This is a genomic window from Citrobacter sp. RHBSTW-00029 (assembly GCF_014104295.1).
Lineage (GTDB): Bacteria > Pseudomonadota > Gammaproteobacteria > Enterobacterales > Enterobacteriaceae > Citrobacter > Citrobacter youngae.
Genome location: NZ_JABXRT010000001.1, coordinates 737,451 through 752,369 on the forward strand (window position 1 = coordinate 737,451; position 14,919 = coordinate 752,369).

Here is a 14,919-nt window from a genome sequence, read left to right on the forward strand (position 1 = left end):
GGCTTCGTTGAAGCTTCCGGCTTAAAAGATCATGAAAAAGACCCGTACTGCAAACCTGCACCATCTTTATCATGAAGCATTACCCGAAGACGTTAAACTTACGCCGAAGGTCGAGGTGGACAACGTTCACCAACGGCGAACAACAGATGTGTATGAGCATGCCCTGACGATTACCGCCTGGCAGCAGATTTACGATCAACTGCATCCGGGAAAATTTCATGGCGAGTTCACGGAAATCCTGCTTGATGATATTCAGGTGTTCCGTGAATACACCGGTCTTGCGCTGCGCCAGTCATGCCTGGTCTGGCCGAACTCGTTCTGGTTTGGTATTCCGGCCACCCGCGGCGAGCAGGGATTTATTGGTACGCAATGCCTTGGCAGTGCTGAAATTGCGACCCGCCCAGGCGGAACGGAGTTTGAGCTGAGCACACCCGATGATTACACCATTCTTGGGGTCGTTATCTCTGAAGACACCATTGCGCGTCAGGCGAACTTCCTGCATAACCCGGAAAGGGTGCTGCATATGCTGCGCAACCAGTCGGCGCTGGAGGTAAAAGAACAGCATAAAGCCGCGCTATGGGGCTTTGTGCAACAGGCGCTGGCGACGTTTAGCGAGAATCCTGAGAACCTTCATCAGCCGGCGGTGCGCAAAGTGTTGGGTGATAACCTGCTGCTGGCGATGGGCACCATGCTGGAAGACGCTCAGCCGATTATGACCGCTGAAAGCATCAGCCATCAGAGCTATCGCCGCCTGCTATCGCGGGCGCGCGAATATGTGCTGGAAAATATGTCAGAGCCGCTGACCGTACTCGACTTGTGCAACCAGCTACATGTGAGTCGTCGCACGCTGCAAAACGCGTTTCACGCAATCCTCGGTATCGGACCGAATGCCTGGTTAAAACGTATTCGTCTGAATGCCGTGCGCCGGGAGCTTATTAGCCCGTGGTCGCAAAGTGCGACGGTGAAAGACGCTGCGATGCAGTGGGGATTCTGGCATTTAGGGCAGTTTGCTACCGATTACCAGCAGTTGTTTGCGGAGAAACCGTCGCTGACGCTGCATCAGCGCATGCGTCAGTGGGCGTGATGAGATTATTGTGCCGGATGCGACGCTAACACGTCTTATCCGGCCTACGGGTTTTGCCGTTGCTTATCCGGCCATTACACCCAGTCGCGCACCTGAATAAAGTCGCTAAGGGCGGCTTCCGGGCTGTTCGCTTCCGGCTGCCAGTCATATTCCCAGCGTACCAGCGGCGGCATCGACATCAAAATCGATTCCGTGCGCCCGCCGGTCTGTAAACCGAATAACGTGCCGCGATCCCACACCAGATTAAATTCCACATAGCGTCCGCGACGATAAAGCTGGAAGTTTCGCTCGCGCTCGCCCCAGCTCATCGCTTTGCGGCGTTCGACGATTGGCAGATACGCTTCGGTGTAACCTTGCCCGACCGCCTGCATAAAGGCGAAGCAGTGGTCGAAATCTGGCGTATTTAAATCATCGAAAAACAGTCCGCCGATGCCGCGCTGCTCGTTACGGTGCTTGAGAAAGAAGTAGTCATCGCACCACTTCTTGTAACGTGGGTAAACGTCATTTCCGAACGGCTGGCACAGATCACGCGCGGTGCGATGCCAGTGAATCGCATCCTCATCAAAGCCGTAGTAGGGCGTTAAATCAAAGCCGCCGCCAAACCACCACACCGGGTCGGCGCCCGGTTTTTCCGCGATAAAAAACCGTACGTTGGCATGGCTGGTCGGAATGTAAGGATTCTGCGGATGCACCACCAGCGAGACACCCATCGCCTCAAAGCTGCGCCCGGCAAGCTCCGGGCGATGTGCAGTAGCCGATGCTGGCATTGCATCGCCGTGGACGTGGGAGAAGTTGACGCCCGCTTGCTCGAAAATACCACCGTTACGCAGCACCCGGCTACGACCGCCGCCGCCCGCTTCACGCTGCCAGTTATCTTCAACAAACTTTGCGCCATCGACGGCGGATAACTGCTGACAAATATCATCCTGCAGGCTAAGCAGGAACTGTTTTACGCGCTGTGCATCGGGCTTCATGATTAACGTTTCTTCGAGTGTGCTTTCTGGTTATCAAACCAGTGGAAATAGCTAATGATGCCATTGGCGATAGCGGTAGCGATTTTTTGACGAAACGCCGTCGTGCCCAGCAGTCGCTCTTCTTCCGGGTTGGTAATGAACGAGGTTTCGACCAGTACCGACGGAATTGACGGTGATTTTAGCACCACGAAGGCGGCCTGTTCCGTGCTACGACTGTGCAGACGATGTACTGGCTTGATCTTCTTGAGAATATGCGAGCCTAAGGTCAGGCTGTTTTTAATGGTGTCGGTTTGCACCAGATCGAACAATACCTGCTGCAGCAAATGGTCTTTATCGGTGGTTTTCTTTCCGGCTACTTCATCGGCCCGGTTTTCACGGTCGGACAGATATTTCGCCATGGCGCTACTGGCACCGCGATTAGACAGCGCAAAGACCGACGCACCTGCGGCGCTCGGATTGGTGAAACCGTCGGCGTGAATCGACATGAACAGATCGGCGCCATGCTTATGGGCTATCTCGACGCGATCGTACAGTGGAATAAACGTATCGCCGGAGCGGGTCAGGCGTGCATCAATCCCCTGGTTGCGTAGAATCGAGCGTACGTTTTTGGCAATCGCCAGCACCACGTGCTTCTCCTTTGAACCGTTGCGACCAATGGCGCCGGTATCAATCCCGCCGTGACCCGGATCGAGGACAACTACGCGCTTAGCGCCGGCTTTTTTCGCTTTCGGTTTGCTGTGACCATTGCTGGTCTTAAGCGCTTCTTCTTTAGCGATGGCTTGCGACATGCCTGACAGCGTCAGGGCGGCCAGCCCGGCTTTCAACACCTGGCGGCGCGATGTGAGTGTTTTTAGTGGTTTAAAAGTGCTCATACGGCCTGAGTTGTAAAAAAAAGGTTCTAAACGTTATATCGTATCGCGTTGTCCGTTGCGACGGATCGGGATAAGAATTGTTTTACTTTTCATTTCAATACGTGACAATTCCGTATTATGCCATTTTTTCCGTCGCTTCGCGTCAGATATTGGCTAAATCAGTGGTTCGCGCCATAATCGCTTTTTAACGTCCTGAAAAGGAAACCAATACCATGGAAATACGCGTATTTCGCCAGGAAGATTTCGAAGAGGTGATCACCCTCTGGGAGCGCTGTGATCTGCTGCGTCCATGGAATGACCCGGAAATGGACATTGAACGCAAGGTCAATCATGACGTCAGCTTGTTTCTGGTCGCAGAAGTGAACGGCGAGGTGGTCGGCACAGTGATGGGGGGCTATGACGGTCATCGTGGCTCCGCCTATTACCTTGGCGTGCATCCTGAGTTCAGGGGGCGCGGTATTGCTAATGCGCTGCTGAACCGACTGGAGAAAAAGCTCATTGCCCGTGGTTGTCCAAAGATTCAAATCATGGTGCGTGACGATAATGACGTTGTGCTGGGTATGTATGAGCGTCTGGGCTATGAACATACCGATGTACTCCATCTGGGTAAACGTTTAATCGAAGATGAAGAGTACTGAGTTCCATCCCGCCGACTATGACGGTCATGGGCGTCTGCGCTTGCCTTTTCTCTTCTGGTGCGTACTGTTGTTGCAGGCACGCACCTGGGTTTTGTTTGTGATTGCGGGTTCTTCCCGTGAGCAGGGCAACACGTTGCTGAATTTGTTTTATCCCGATCATGACGCGTTCTGGCTGGGTTTGCTCCCCGGCGTTCCCGCCGTGCTGGCGTTTTTACTCAGCGGGCGGCGTTTTGCGTTCCCCGTTTTGTGGCACAGGCTGCGCGGATTATTGATTCTCGCTCAACTGGTGCTGCTGTGCTGGCAGCCGATGCTGTGGTTGGGGGGCGATCCGGTCAACGGCGTTGGTCTGGCGCTGCTGGTGGCGGATATTGTCGCGCTGGTCTGGCTGTTAACCAATCAACGTCTGCGCGCCTGTTTTTCCCTTGAGAAAGAATAACGGCACTTTTTGGGGAAACCGGACTCCAAGCAACGTTGATAAATAAGGAAGGAAGTGAAATGAAATCACTGCGTTTGACTTTATGCGCGATGCCGCTGCTACTGGCCGGATGTTCAACGTTGTCCTCGGTGAACTGGTCTGCCGCTAATCCGTGGAACTGGTTTGGTTCTTCAACGCAGGTCACAGAGCAGGGCGTCGGAGCGTTAACGGGCGCGACACCGCTGGATGAAAAAGCCATTGCTGATGCGCTGGACGGTGATTACCGCCTGCGTAGCGGGATGAAGACTGATAACGGAAATGTGGTGCGCTTCTATGAAGCGATGAAAGACGACAAGCTGGCGATAGTCATCAATGGCAGCCAGGGAACCATTAGTCGTATTGATGTGTTAGACCACGATATTTCGTCAGTCGCGGGTGTCGAAATCGGTACACCGTTTAGCGACCTTTACACTAAAGCTTTCGGTAATTGCCAAAAGGCAACCGGCGATGACAGCGCGGGCGTTGAGTGTAAAGCTGAAGGAAGTCAACATATTAGCTATATTTTTTCCGGTGAATGGAGCGGGCCTGAGGATATAATGCCGTCTGACGACACGCTGAAAGCGTGGAAAGTAAGCAAAATTATCTGGCGGCGTTAATTTGCGTCTGAACAAATCGGCTTGTTAAAAAAACAGGTAGAATAGCGCCCATCAATGCCACGATGTCGTGGCATCTTTTTTTCAGGAGGAACAATGTCTCAGGTTCAGAGTGGCATTTTGCCAGAACATTGCCGTGCGGCGATTTGGATTGAAGCCAATGTTAAAGGCGACGTTGAGGCCCTGCGTGCGGCCAGCAAAACCTTCGCCGATAAGCTGGCGACCTTTGAAGCTAAGTTCCCGGATGCGCATCTGGGCGCGGTTGTCGCTTTTGGCAACAACACCTGGCGTGCATTGAGCGGCGGCGTCGGTGCTGAAGAGTTAAAAGACTTTATCCCTTACGGTAAAGGTCTGGCACCAGCAACCCAATATGACGTGTTGATCCATATTCTCTCTTTGCGTCATGACGTGAATTTCTCCGTTGCGCAGGCGGCAATGGAAGCATTTGGCGACTGTATTGAAGTCAAAGAAGAAATCCACGGTTTCCGTTGGGTCGAAGAGCGCGATCTCAGCGGCTTTGTTGACGGTACGGAAAACCCGGCAGGCGAAGAAACGCGCCGTGAAGTCGCCGTTATCAAAGATGGTGTGGATGCCGGTGGCAGCTATGTGTTTGTGCAGCGTTGGGAACATAACCTGAAGCAGCTTAATCGCATGAGCATCCATGACCAGGAAATGATGATTGGCCGCACCAAGGAAGCCAACGAAGAGATCGACGGTGATGATCGTCCGGTCACCTCTCACCTGAGCCGTGTTGACCTCAAAGAAGACGGTAAAGGGCTGAAAATTGTGCGCCAGAGCCTGCCATACGGCACTGCCAGCGGCACGCATGGTCTCTATTTCTGCGCCTACTGCGCCCGTCTGCACAACATTGAACAACAGTTGCTGAGCATGTTTGGTGACACCGACGGTAAGCGTGATGCAATGCTGCGCTTCACCAAACCGGTAACCGGCGGCTATTACTTTGCACCGTCACTGCACCGTTTAATGGCGCTGTAATGGCGAGCTGATCCTGTTATCGGCCACGAAATAGACATCCCCGCATCGTCGGGGATTTTTTTTACCTGAGATTAACCTGATTTAGTGAGCTATTCCTCAGCACTAATTTGTTATTGCTGTATCTTCTGCGTGAATGAAGCGAAGGCTTCATATTCAAAAGGAGAATATTGAAATGGGAAAACTCACGGGCAAAACAGCATTGATTACGGGCGCATCTCAGGGTATTGGCGAGGGTATCGTCAGAACGTTTGCCCGCCATGGTGCGAACTTAATTCTGCTGGATATCTCCGATGAGATTGAAAAACTGGCGGATGAGTTGGCTGGGCGAGGGCACCGTTGCACAGCCGTTCACGCTGACGTCAGAGATTTTGCGTCGGTCAAGGAAGCGGTGATGCGCGCGAAGCAGATTGAAGGCAAAATCGATATTCTGGTGAACAATGCCGGCGTATGCCGCCTCGGCAACTTCCTTGATATGAGCGATGAAGATCGCGATTTCCACATTGATATCAACATTAAAGGCGTCTGGAATGTGACGAAAGCCGTTCTGCCGGAGATGATTGCGCGCAAAGACGGGCGCATCGTGATGATGTCATCAGTGACCGGCGATATGGTTGCCGACCCGGGCGAAACGGCCTACGCACTGTCGAAAGCCGCAATCATCGGTTTGACCAAATCCCTGGCGGTAGAATATGCGCAGTCAGGCATTCGCGTTAATGCCATTTGCCCAGGCTACGTTCGTACGCCGATGGCGGAAAGCATTGCGCGTCAATCTAACCCGGAAGATCCTGAATCCGTTTTAGTCGAAATGGCGAAAGCGATCCCGATGCGTCGTCTGGCCTGTCCGCTTGAGGTCGGTGAACTGGCGGCGTTCCTGGCGTCGGATGAGTCCAGTTACTTAACTGGCACGCAAAACGTGATTGATGGCGGTAGCACCCTGCCTGAAAGCGTTAGCGTCGGCGTCTGATTGATGCCGGTCTCCTCCTCACTCGGTGTGGGGAGGGATTCTCTTATTCTCTTTTCAACTTTCAAATCATCAAACGGTATATAAAACCGTTACTCCTTTAGCACTGGTTATAAATATGATGACCATAAGAAAGTCATTAAATTTATAAGGGTGCGCAATGGCCGTTAACTTACTGAAAAAAAGAACACTGACGCTGGCAGCCATGCTGTTGCTGGTGGGGCAGGCGCAGGCAACGGAACTGCTGAACAGTTCATACGATGTTTCCCGTGAGCTTTTTGCCGCCCTTAATCCGCCGTTTGAACAGCAATGGGCGAAGGATAACGGCGGTGACAAACTGACGATTAAACAATCTCATGCCGGGTCATCAAAACAGGCGCTGGCGATTCTGCAGGGGCTGAAAGCCGATGTGGTGACCTATAACCAGGTCACCGACGTGCAGATCCTGCATGACAAAGGCAAGCTGATCCCGGCCGACTGGCAAAGTCGTCTGCCGAATAACAGCTCGCCGTTCTATTCCACCATGGGCTTCCTGGTGCGTAAGGGGAACCCGAAGAATATTCATGACTGGAATGACCTTGTGCGTTCTGATGTGAAACTGATTTTCCCGAACCCAAAAACCTCCGGTAACGCGCGCTATACCTATCTGGCGGCGTGGGGTGCTGCGGATAAAGCTGACGGTGGCGATAAAGCCAAAACTGAACAGTTCATGACCCAGTTTCTGAAAAACGTCGAAGTGTTTGATACCGGCGGCCGCGGTGCTACCACCACCTTTGCAGAGCGCGGCCTGGGCGATGTGCTGATCAGCTTCGAATCAGAAGTGAACAACATTCGCAAACAGTATGAAGCGCAGGGTTTTGAAGTGGTTATCCCGAAAACCAATATCCTCGCCGAATTCCCGGTAGCCTGGGTAGATAAAAACGTGCAGGCCAACGGGACTGAAAAAGCGGCTAAAGCGTATCTGAACTGGCTGTACAGCCCGCAGGCGCAAACCATCATTACCGATTTCTACTACCGCGTGAATAACCCGCAGGTGATGGACAAACAGCAAGATAAATTCCCGCAGACTGAATTGTTCCGCGTAGAAGACAAGTTCGGCTCCTGGCCTGAAGTGATGAAGACACACTTTGTCAGCGGTGGTGAGCTGGACAAGCTGTTGGCGGCGGGGCGCAAGTAAATGTTTGCTGTTTCTTCCCGACGCGTGTTGCCCGGCTTCACCTTAAGCCTGGGCACCAGCCTACTGTTTGTCTGCCTGATATTGCTGCTGCCGCTTAGCGCGCTGGTGATGCAACTGGCGCAAATGAGCTGGGCGCAATACTGGGATGTGATTACCAACCCGCAGGTGGTGGCGGCGTATAAAGTGACGCTGCTGTCGGCGTTTGTGGCATCGATTTTTAACGGCGTGTTTGGCCTGCTGATGGCGTGGATCTTAACCCGCTATCGTTTTCCGGGTCGGACGCTGCTGGATGCGCTGATGGATCTGCCATTCGCGCTGCCTACGGCGGTGGCGGGTCTGACGCTGGCGTCGCTGTTTTCGGTCAACGGTTTCTACGGCGAGTGGCTGGCGAAGCTGGATATTAAGGTGACTTACACCTGGCTCGGTATCGCGGTGGCGATGGCGTTTACCAGTATTCCGTTTGTGGTGCGAACTGTGCAGCCGGTGCTGGAAGAGTTAGGCCCGGAATATGAAGAAGCGGCGGAAACGCTCGGTGCCACGCGCTGGCAGAGCTTTCGTAAAGTGGTGTTACCGGAGCTGTCTCCCGCGCTGGTGGCGGGGGTTGCGCTTTCGTTTACCCGCAGCCTCGGTGAGTTTGGTGCCGTTATCTTTATCGCCGGCAACATTGCATGGAAAACGGAAGTCACCTCGCTGATGATTTTTGTTCGCTTGCAGGAGTTTGACTATCCGGCTGCCAGTGCGATTGCCTCTGTGATCCTCGGGGCGTCGCTGTTGCTGCTGTTTTCAATTAACACCCTGCAAAGTCGCTTTGGTCGACGCGTGGTAGGTCACTGATGGCAGAGATTACCCAATTGAAACACTATGGCGCGCCCCGCATTAACTGGGGGAAATGGTTTCTGATCGGCATCGGTATGCTGGTGTCCGCGTTTATTTTGCTGGTGCCGATGATTTACATCTTCGTGCAGGCGTTCAGCAAGGGATTAATGCCGGTATTACAGAACCTGGCCGACCCGGACATGCTTCACGCTATCTGGTTGACGGTGCTGATTGCGCTGATTGCGGTGCCGGTGAACCTGGTGTTTGGTGTGCTGCTGGCGTGGCTGGTGACCCGTTTTAACTTCCCCGGACGCCAGCTGTTGCTGACCTTACTGGATATTCCGTTTGCCGTCTCGCCGGTGGTCGCCGGCCTGGTGTATCTGCTGTTTTACGGCTCTAACGGTCCGCTGGGTGGATGGCTGGATGAACACAATCTGCAAATTATGTTTGCCTGGCCGGGAATGGTGCTGGTCACGGTGTTCGTGACCTGTCCGTTTGTGGTGCGCGAACTGGTGCCGGTGATGTTGAGTCAGGGCAGTAACGAAGACGAAGCGGCGGTTCTGCTTGGCGCATCCGGCTGGCAGATGTTCCGCCGTGTGACGCTGCCGAATATTCGTTGGGCGTTGCTGTACGGCGTGGTGCTGACTAATGCCCGTGCGATTGGCGAATTTGGCGCGGTGTCGGTGGTTTCCGGCTCGATTCGCGGCGAAACCTTGTCTCTGCCGCTACAAATTGAATTACTGGAGCAAGACTACAACACGGTCGGCTCCTTTACCGCCGCGGCGCTGTTAACGCTGATGGCGATTATTACCCTGTTTTTGAAGAGCATGTTGCAATGGCGTCTGGAGAACCAGGAGAAACGCGCGCAGCAGGAGGAAAATCATGAGCATTGAGATTGCCAATATTAAGAAGTCTTTTGGTCGCACCCAGGTGCTGAACGATATCTCGCTGGATATTCCTTCAGGTCAGATGGTCGCGTTGCTGGGGCCATCTGGCTCGGGCAAAACCACGCTGCTGCGCATTATTGCCGGGCTGGAACATCAGTCCAGCGGGCATATTCGCTTTCATGGTACTGACGTCAGTCGCTTACATGCGCGTGATCGTAAAGTTGGCTTCGTATTTCAGCACTACGCGCTGTTTCGCCATATGACCGTTTTCGACAACATCGCCTTTGGCCTGACGGTGTTACCGCGTCGCGAGCGTCCAAATGCGGTGACCATCAAAGCGAAAGTCACCAAATTGCTGGAGATGGTGCAGCTTGCCCATCTGGCGGATCGCTTTCCGGCGCAACTTTCCGGTGGGCAAAAACAGCGCGTGGCGCTGGCACGAGCGTTAGCGGTGGAACCGCAGATCCTGCTGCTCGATGAGCCGTTTGGCGCGCTCGATGCTCAGGTACGTAAAGAGTTGCGTCGCTGGCTGCGTCAGTTGCATGAAGAGCTGAAGTTCACCAGCGTGTTTGTTACTCACGATCAGGAAGAAGCGACAGAAGTCGCAGACCGCGTGGTGGTGATGAGCCAGGGCCATATCGAACAGGCCGATGCGCCCGATCAGGTATGGCGCGAACCGGCTACCCGCTTTGTGCTGGAGTTTATGGGTGAGGTTAACCGACTGCAAGGGACGATTCGCGGTGGACAATTCCACGTCGGCGCACACCGCTGGCCGCTGGGCTATACGCCAGGCTATCAGGGACCGGTGGATCTGTTCCTGCGTCCGTGGGAAGTGGACGTCAGCCGCCGTACCAGCCTGGATTCACCGCTGCCTGTTCAGGTACTGGAAGCCAGTCCGAAAGGTCACTACACCCAATTAGTTGTGCAGCCGCTGGGGTGGTATAACGAACCGCTGACGGTAGTAATGCAGGGCGATAATCCCCCGAGTCGCGGTGAGCGCCTGTTTGTTGGGCTGCAAAATGCACGTCTGTATAACGGCGAACAGCGCATTGAAACGCGCGAAGCGGAGCTTGCTCTGGCGGAATCTGCCTGATAGGTTAATTTGCAGGTTTATCGCCCGGTGGCGCTATGCTTACCGGGCCTACCGCATATGCCGTGATTTTGTAGGCCGGGTAAGCGCAGCGCCACCCGGCTTTTTATTGGACAGCACTCATGAACACATTAGAACAAACGATTGGCAATACGCCTCTGGTGAAATTACAACGTCTGACGCCGGATAACGGTAGTGAAATTTGGGTCAAGCTGGAAGGCAATAATCCTGCGGGTTCGGTGAAAGACCGCGCCGCGCTGTCGATGATCGTCGAAGCGGAAAAGCGTGGAGAAATTCAGCCGGGTGATGTGCTGATCGAGGCAACCAGCGGCAACACCGGGATTGCGCTGGCGATGATCGCCGCGCTGAAAGGCTATCGCATGAAGCTGTTAATGCCGGACAACATGAGTCAGGAACGCCGTGCGGCGATGCGTGCCTACGGGGCTGAACTGGTTCTGGTGACCAAAGAGCAGGGGATGGAAGGAGCGCGTGATTTAGCTCTGGAAATGGCGCAACGCGGCGAAGGAAAACTTCTGGACCAGTTCAACAACCCGGATAACCCATACGCGCATTACACCACAACCGGCCCGGAAATCTGGCAGCAGACGTCAGGCCGCGTTACCCATTTCGTTTCCAGTATGGGAACAACAGGCACCATTACCGGCGTGTCGCGTTTTCTGCGTGAACAGGAAAAATCGGTCACAATCGTGGGTCTGCAGCCGGAAGAGGGCAGCAGTATTCCGGGAATTCGCCGCTGGCCAGCGGAGTATATGCCAGGCATTTTTAACGCCTCGCTGGTGGATGAAGTGCTGGATATTAATCAGAACGATGCGGAAAACACTATGCGTGAGCTGGCCGTTCGTGAAGGCATTTTCTGCGGTGTCAGCTCTGGCGGCGCGGTGGCGGGGGCGTTACGCGTGGCACGTGCTACACCTGGAGCCGTGGTGGTGGCGATCATCTGCGATCGCGGCGATCGCTACCTTTCGACCGGCGTTTTTGGCGATGAGCACTTTAACCAGGGCGCAGGGATCTAATTTGTTTGCCTGATAAGCGTAGCGCCATCAGGCAAACATACGACACGATCACCGGATAAGACGTTACGTGTTTTATCCGGCCTTCAATGATGAATCGTTACGGTTCTCTACCAGTTTATCCAGGAACTGCCACAGTTTTTCATTCATCTGCTGGTAATCCCATTCGCGCATTTCAGCGACAGAGCGGATAAAACGTTTTCCTTTGGCCTCTGCTAACTCTTGTTCTGAATGCTGAATCAGCCCCTCGATTGCTTCGGCGGTGAATTCCATATGACACTGAAAACCATAAACGAAATTACCGTATTGTACGATTTGTCGCGGGCAGCCCTCGCTGGCGGCAAGAATTGTCGCCTGATCGGTTAATCCCGGCATATCGTTGTGCCAGTGACCGACGGTAAGCGGTGAACCAAAATGGCTGAACAACGGATGCTGTTGGCCTGCTTCGGTCAGAGCGATCGGGTAGTGGCCAATCTCTTTTTCCGGGCTCTGGCATACTTTCGCACCCAGCGCTTCACCGATTAACTGCGACCCCAAACAGATCCCCACCACAATTTTGCGTGCTGAAATCGCCTGATTGATCAGGTGCTGTTCAGCCTGAGAGTCAAAATACGGGCACTCTGCCAGCGTGGTGCGTGGAGACTGCGGACCGCCAAAGACGACCAGCATATCGAAGCCATCGGCATTGGCGGGAACCGATTCTCCGGCGTAAACCTGTGACCAACTGATGGTATAGCCACGTTGTTCTGCCCACGGCAGATACGCGCCAGCAGATTCAAAAGACTCATGAATAACAAAATGAACTCGCACTTTTTCTCTCCTGTTAGCGCTTTTGCGCCTGATGAATATCAGCCGCCAGCTTATGAATATCGCTGTCGTTTAAGGTCGACAGCGTAATGCGCAGACCGTGCGATGGTGTATTCACACCAAACACCTCACCTTCGCGTACCAGCCAACCGGATTTTGCCAGGGCAAAAGCAAGTGATTGACTGTGGTGCGACAGAGGCAGCCACAGATTCAGACCATCAGCGACGGGCAGATCAATGCCATATCCTCTGAGAGCGGTGGTCAGTTTTTGCTGCTGTGTTGCGTAAAACTGCTGAGTCTGCACCAGCGTATGTTGATATTCTTCGTCGCTCAGGCAGGCGCAGGCTAAATCCTGAAGCAGATGGCTGACCCACTGACTGCCGGAGTTGAGTCGCAACCGCAGTTTTGCTGAAGTAACCGGATCGCTGGCAACGATGGCAAGGCGTAAGTCCGGGCCTAATGTTTTAGACATCGAACGGATGACGGCCCAGTGGGTGGTTTCTTTTGCTATCACCGGATACCAGCGGCAAGCGGACAGCAGCGCAAAGTGGTCGTCGACAATAACCAGCGTTTGCGGATAACGGGCCAGGATTTCCTGCAATTGCGCCGCGCGGGATGCGCTCAGGCAGCATCCCGTCGGGTTATGGGCGCGCGGCGTCATAATCACCGCCCGCGCACCTTTTTGTAGCGCAATTTCCAGCATCTCTGGCTGCATGCCTTCGTGGTCAACGTTGACAGGGCTTGCCGAGAACCCGGCATACCGCAGCATATTGATGCTGCTCAAAAAGCACGGATCTTCTACGACAACGCTATCGCCAGGCAGCAAATGGGCGCATAGCAGACGTTCAATGGCGTCAATAGCGCCGCTGGTGATATCGATTTCTCCCTTGCCTGGCATTGCGTCCTGCATCCATTGCGCGGCCCACACTTTAAGACCGGGTGATACGGCGGCATCGCCGTATAAACGCGGATTCTTATTTATTTGCACGAAATAACGGCTGAGGTCTGGAAGACGCGAAGGCGCTGGATTACCGCCGGAAAGATCGACGAGCGCGGTATCCGGATTGCCACCTTCCAGCGCAACGGGGGCAGATATTTCTTTGATCACTGTGCCATTGCGTCCGAGGCTCTGCGCCAGTCCGGAGGTGACAAGGCGTTTATAAGCCGCCGCGACAGTATTACGGTTAACGTTCAATGCTGTTGCTAGTTCACGCACCGGCGGCAACGTTTCTCCTGCTGCCAACGTGCCTGTAGCGACATGTTGACGAATACTGTCAAAAATTTCGTTAGCGGTTTTTCCGTCGATCATTATTGACCTATGACAAAATGAATTTTAGCATATGACGATAATAGTGAGGCGATAGCCCGCTGTCCAGCGAGAGGAGAAGTTTATGCAGCAGGAGAGTGAAATACAGTCAGTGCTCTTCGACGACAAGCATCGGGCGTTGCAAACCGATATCGTCGCCGTCCAGTCACAGGTGGTGTATGGCAGCGTAGGCAACAGTATCGCCGTCCCAGCCATCAAAGCGCAGGGATTACGCGTCACTGCGATCCCAACGGTACTGTTCAGCAATACACCGCATTATGAGACCTTTTATGGTGGTGTTATCCCGGCCGACTGGTTTAGCGGCTATCTTCGCGCCTTAAATGAACGCGATGCGTTACGTGAGTTAAAAGCGGTGACCACGGGGTATATGGGCAGTGCGGAACAAATCGCTCTGCTGGCACAGTGGCTGGAGACCGTTCGGGCTACCCACCCGGATCTGTGTATTCTGGTCGATCCGGTGATTGGCGATACGGACAGCGGCATGTACGTAAAGGCCGAAATACCGCAGGCGTATCGCAAGCATCTGCTACCGCTGGCACAGGGACTGACGCCAAACGTGTTTGAGCTGCAGATATTGAGCGGTAAACCTTGTCGCACGCTGGATGAAGCGATATCGGCAGCCAAATCGCTGCTCACCGATACGCTGAAATGGGTGGTAATCACCAGCGCACCGGGAGAAACCGAGGAGGTCATTCAGGTTGCCGTCGTGACAGCTGAAACGGTTGAGGTGCTAGCCCATCCGCGGGTGAAAACAGACCTGAAGGGGACCGGCGATCTGTTCTGCGCTGAACTGGTGAGCGGTATCGTGTTGGGAAAACCACTTACTGCTGCCACGCACGATGCTGCACAGCGCGTGCTGGAAGTGATGACGTGGACCAACCAGTGCGGTTGTGATGAGTTAATTCTGCCACCGGCAGGGGAGGCGCGATGAAGAGTTACCGGCTGGTGGTTCGCCAGAATGGGCGTATGGTTGGACATTTTGACACCAGCGGGACAACGGCGCTGGAAGATATCTGCGTGGCGCGAGCTATGTTTGGCATTGCAGGTGGCTACGACTGTGAGTTGTTGGTGGCGGATTCGGAACGGCGGATGCTGGAGAGCGGGCCGGAGGGCATGAAAATCCTGATGCGTGAGGCGTATTATCGACCGATGACCGCGCACATTTAATGGCGGATGGCGCTACGCTTATCC

General features: G+C 54.1%; 17 protein-coding genes. 13 read left to right on the forward strand and 4 right to left on the reverse strand.

The window, feature by feature from the left end:
* Positions 1–31 precede the first annotated feature (31 nt).
* Complete coding sequence (gene eutR / locus HV041_RS03510) at positions 32–1,084, forward strand: HTH-type transcriptional regulator EutR (RefSeq protein ID WP_061068308.1); 1,053 nt, start codon at positions 32–34, stop codon at positions 1,082–1,084.
* A gap of 74 nt (positions 1,085–1,158) precedes the next feature.
* Here the strand turns inward: eutR and hemF are convergent, their stop codons facing one another.
* Both hemF and amiA read right to left on the reverse strand, forming a co-directional pair.
* Complete coding sequence (hemF, locus tag HV041_RS03515) at positions 1,159–2,058, reverse strand: oxygen-dependent coproporphyrinogen oxidase (RefSeq protein ID WP_121584876.1); 900 nt, start codon at positions 2,056–2,058, stop codon at positions 1,159–1,161.
* A 2-nt stretch (positions 2,059–2,060) separates the two neighbouring features.
* Complete coding sequence (gene amiA, locus HV041_RS03520) at positions 2,061–2,930, reverse strand: N-acetylmuramoyl-L-alanine amidase AmiA (RefSeq protein ID WP_005121924.1); 870 nt, start codon at positions 2,928–2,930, stop codon at positions 2,061–2,063.
* Between the two features lie 212 nt (positions 2,931–3,142).
* Here amiA and HV041_RS03525 point away from each other — a divergent pair, with 212 nt between their 5' ends.
* From HV041_RS03525 to cysM, 10 genes are all read left to right on the forward strand, one after another.
* Positions 3,143–3,568 (forward strand): GNAT family acetyltransferase, encoded by a 426-nt coding sequence (locus tag HV041_RS03525; protein ID WP_048210972.1) that lies wholly within the window; start codon positions 3,143–3,145, stop codon positions 3,566–3,568.
* Positions 3,555–4,004 (forward strand): DUF2919 domain-containing protein, encoded by a 450-nt coding sequence (locus tag HV041_RS03530; protein WP_121584875.1) that lies wholly within the window; start codon positions 3,555–3,557, stop codon positions 4,002–4,004. Before HV041_RS03525 ends, HV041_RS03530 begins: the two co-directional genes overlap by 14 nt.
* Positions 4,005–4,063: 59 nt before the next feature.
* The gene (locus HV041_RS03535; protein WP_016150735.1) at positions 4,064–4,639 is read left to right on the forward strand and encodes an RpoE-regulated lipoprotein; all 576 of its coding nucleotides are present in this window, start codon (positions 4,064–4,066) and stop codon (positions 4,637–4,639) included.
* A gap of 93 nt (positions 4,640–4,732) precedes the next feature.
* On the forward strand, positions 4,733–5,632 hold the full coding sequence (gene yfeX / locus HV041_RS03540) for a porphyrinogen peroxidase (protein WP_165712467.1): 900 nt from the start codon (positions 4,733–4,735) through the stop codon (positions 5,630–5,632).
* A gap of 172 nt (positions 5,633–5,804) precedes the next feature.
* On the forward strand, positions 5,805–6,596 hold the full coding sequence (gene ucpA / locus HV041_RS03545) for an SDR family oxidoreductase UcpA (RefSeq protein ID WP_165712465.1): 792 nt from the start codon (positions 5,805–5,807) through the stop codon (positions 6,594–6,596).
* Between the two features lie 157 nt (positions 6,597–6,753).
* A complete protein-coding gene (gene cysP / locus HV041_RS03550) occupies positions 6,754–7,770 on the forward strand; it encodes a thiosulfate/sulfate ABC transporter substrate-binding protein CysP (RefSeq protein WP_005121936.1) in 1,017 nt (338 codons plus the stop codon).
* Positions 7,771–8,604, forward strand: coding sequence for a sulfate/thiosulfate ABC transporter permease CysT (gene cysT / locus HV041_RS03555; protein ID WP_003038061.1), 834 nt, complete (start codon positions 7,771–7,773; stop codon positions 8,602–8,604). It begins immediately after the preceding gene.
* Entirely contained in the window at positions 8,604–9,479 is an 876-nt protein-coding gene (gene cysW, locus HV041_RS03560; RefSeq protein ID WP_121584874.1) for a sulfate/thiosulfate ABC transporter permease CysW, read from the forward strand. Before cysT ends, cysW begins: the two co-directional genes overlap by 1 nt.
* On the forward strand, positions 9,469–10,566 hold the full coding sequence (gene cysA, locus HV041_RS03565) for a sulfate/thiosulfate ABC transporter ATP-binding protein CysA (protein WP_005121940.1): 1,098 nt from the start codon (positions 9,469–9,471) through the stop codon (positions 10,564–10,566). The genes cysW and cysA overlap by 11 nt, the downstream gene beginning before the upstream one ends.
* 119 nt (positions 10,567–10,685) lie before the next feature.
* Positions 10,686–11,597 (forward strand): cysteine synthase CysM, encoded by a 912-nt coding sequence (gene cysM, locus HV041_RS03570; RefSeq protein ID WP_121584873.1) that lies wholly within the window; start codon positions 10,686–10,688, stop codon positions 11,595–11,597.
* Between the two features lie 72 nt (positions 11,598–11,669).
* Here cysM and HV041_RS03575 read toward each other — a convergent pair whose 3' ends face one another.
* Positions 11,670–12,404 (reverse strand): type 1 glutamine amidotransferase, encoded by a 735-nt coding sequence (locus HV041_RS03575; protein WP_040233515.1) that lies wholly within the window; start codon positions 12,402–12,404, stop codon positions 11,670–11,672.
* Between the two features lie 13 nt (positions 12,405–12,417).
* Positions 12,418–13,710, reverse strand: a complete 1,293-nt coding sequence (ptsJ, locus tag HV041_RS03580; protein WP_121584872.1) for a transcriptional regulator PtsJ — start codon at positions 13,708–13,710, stop codon at positions 12,418–12,420.
* 82 nt (positions 13,711–13,792) lie between these two features.
* Between ptsJ and pdxK the strand changes: the two genes are divergently transcribed.
* Positions 13,793–14,659: a pyridoxine/pyridoxal/pyridoxamine kinase gene (gene pdxK / locus HV041_RS03585; RefSeq protein ID WP_121584871.1), complete on the forward strand. Its 867-nt coding sequence runs from the start codon at positions 13,793–13,795 to the stop codon at positions 14,657–14,659.
* Complete coding sequence (locus HV041_RS03590) at positions 14,656–14,895, forward strand: hypothetical protein (RefSeq protein WP_005121950.1); 240 nt, start codon at positions 14,656–14,658, stop codon at positions 14,893–14,895. The genes pdxK and HV041_RS03590 overlap by 4 nt, the downstream gene beginning before the upstream one ends.
* Positions 14,896–14,919 lie beyond the last annotated feature (24 nt).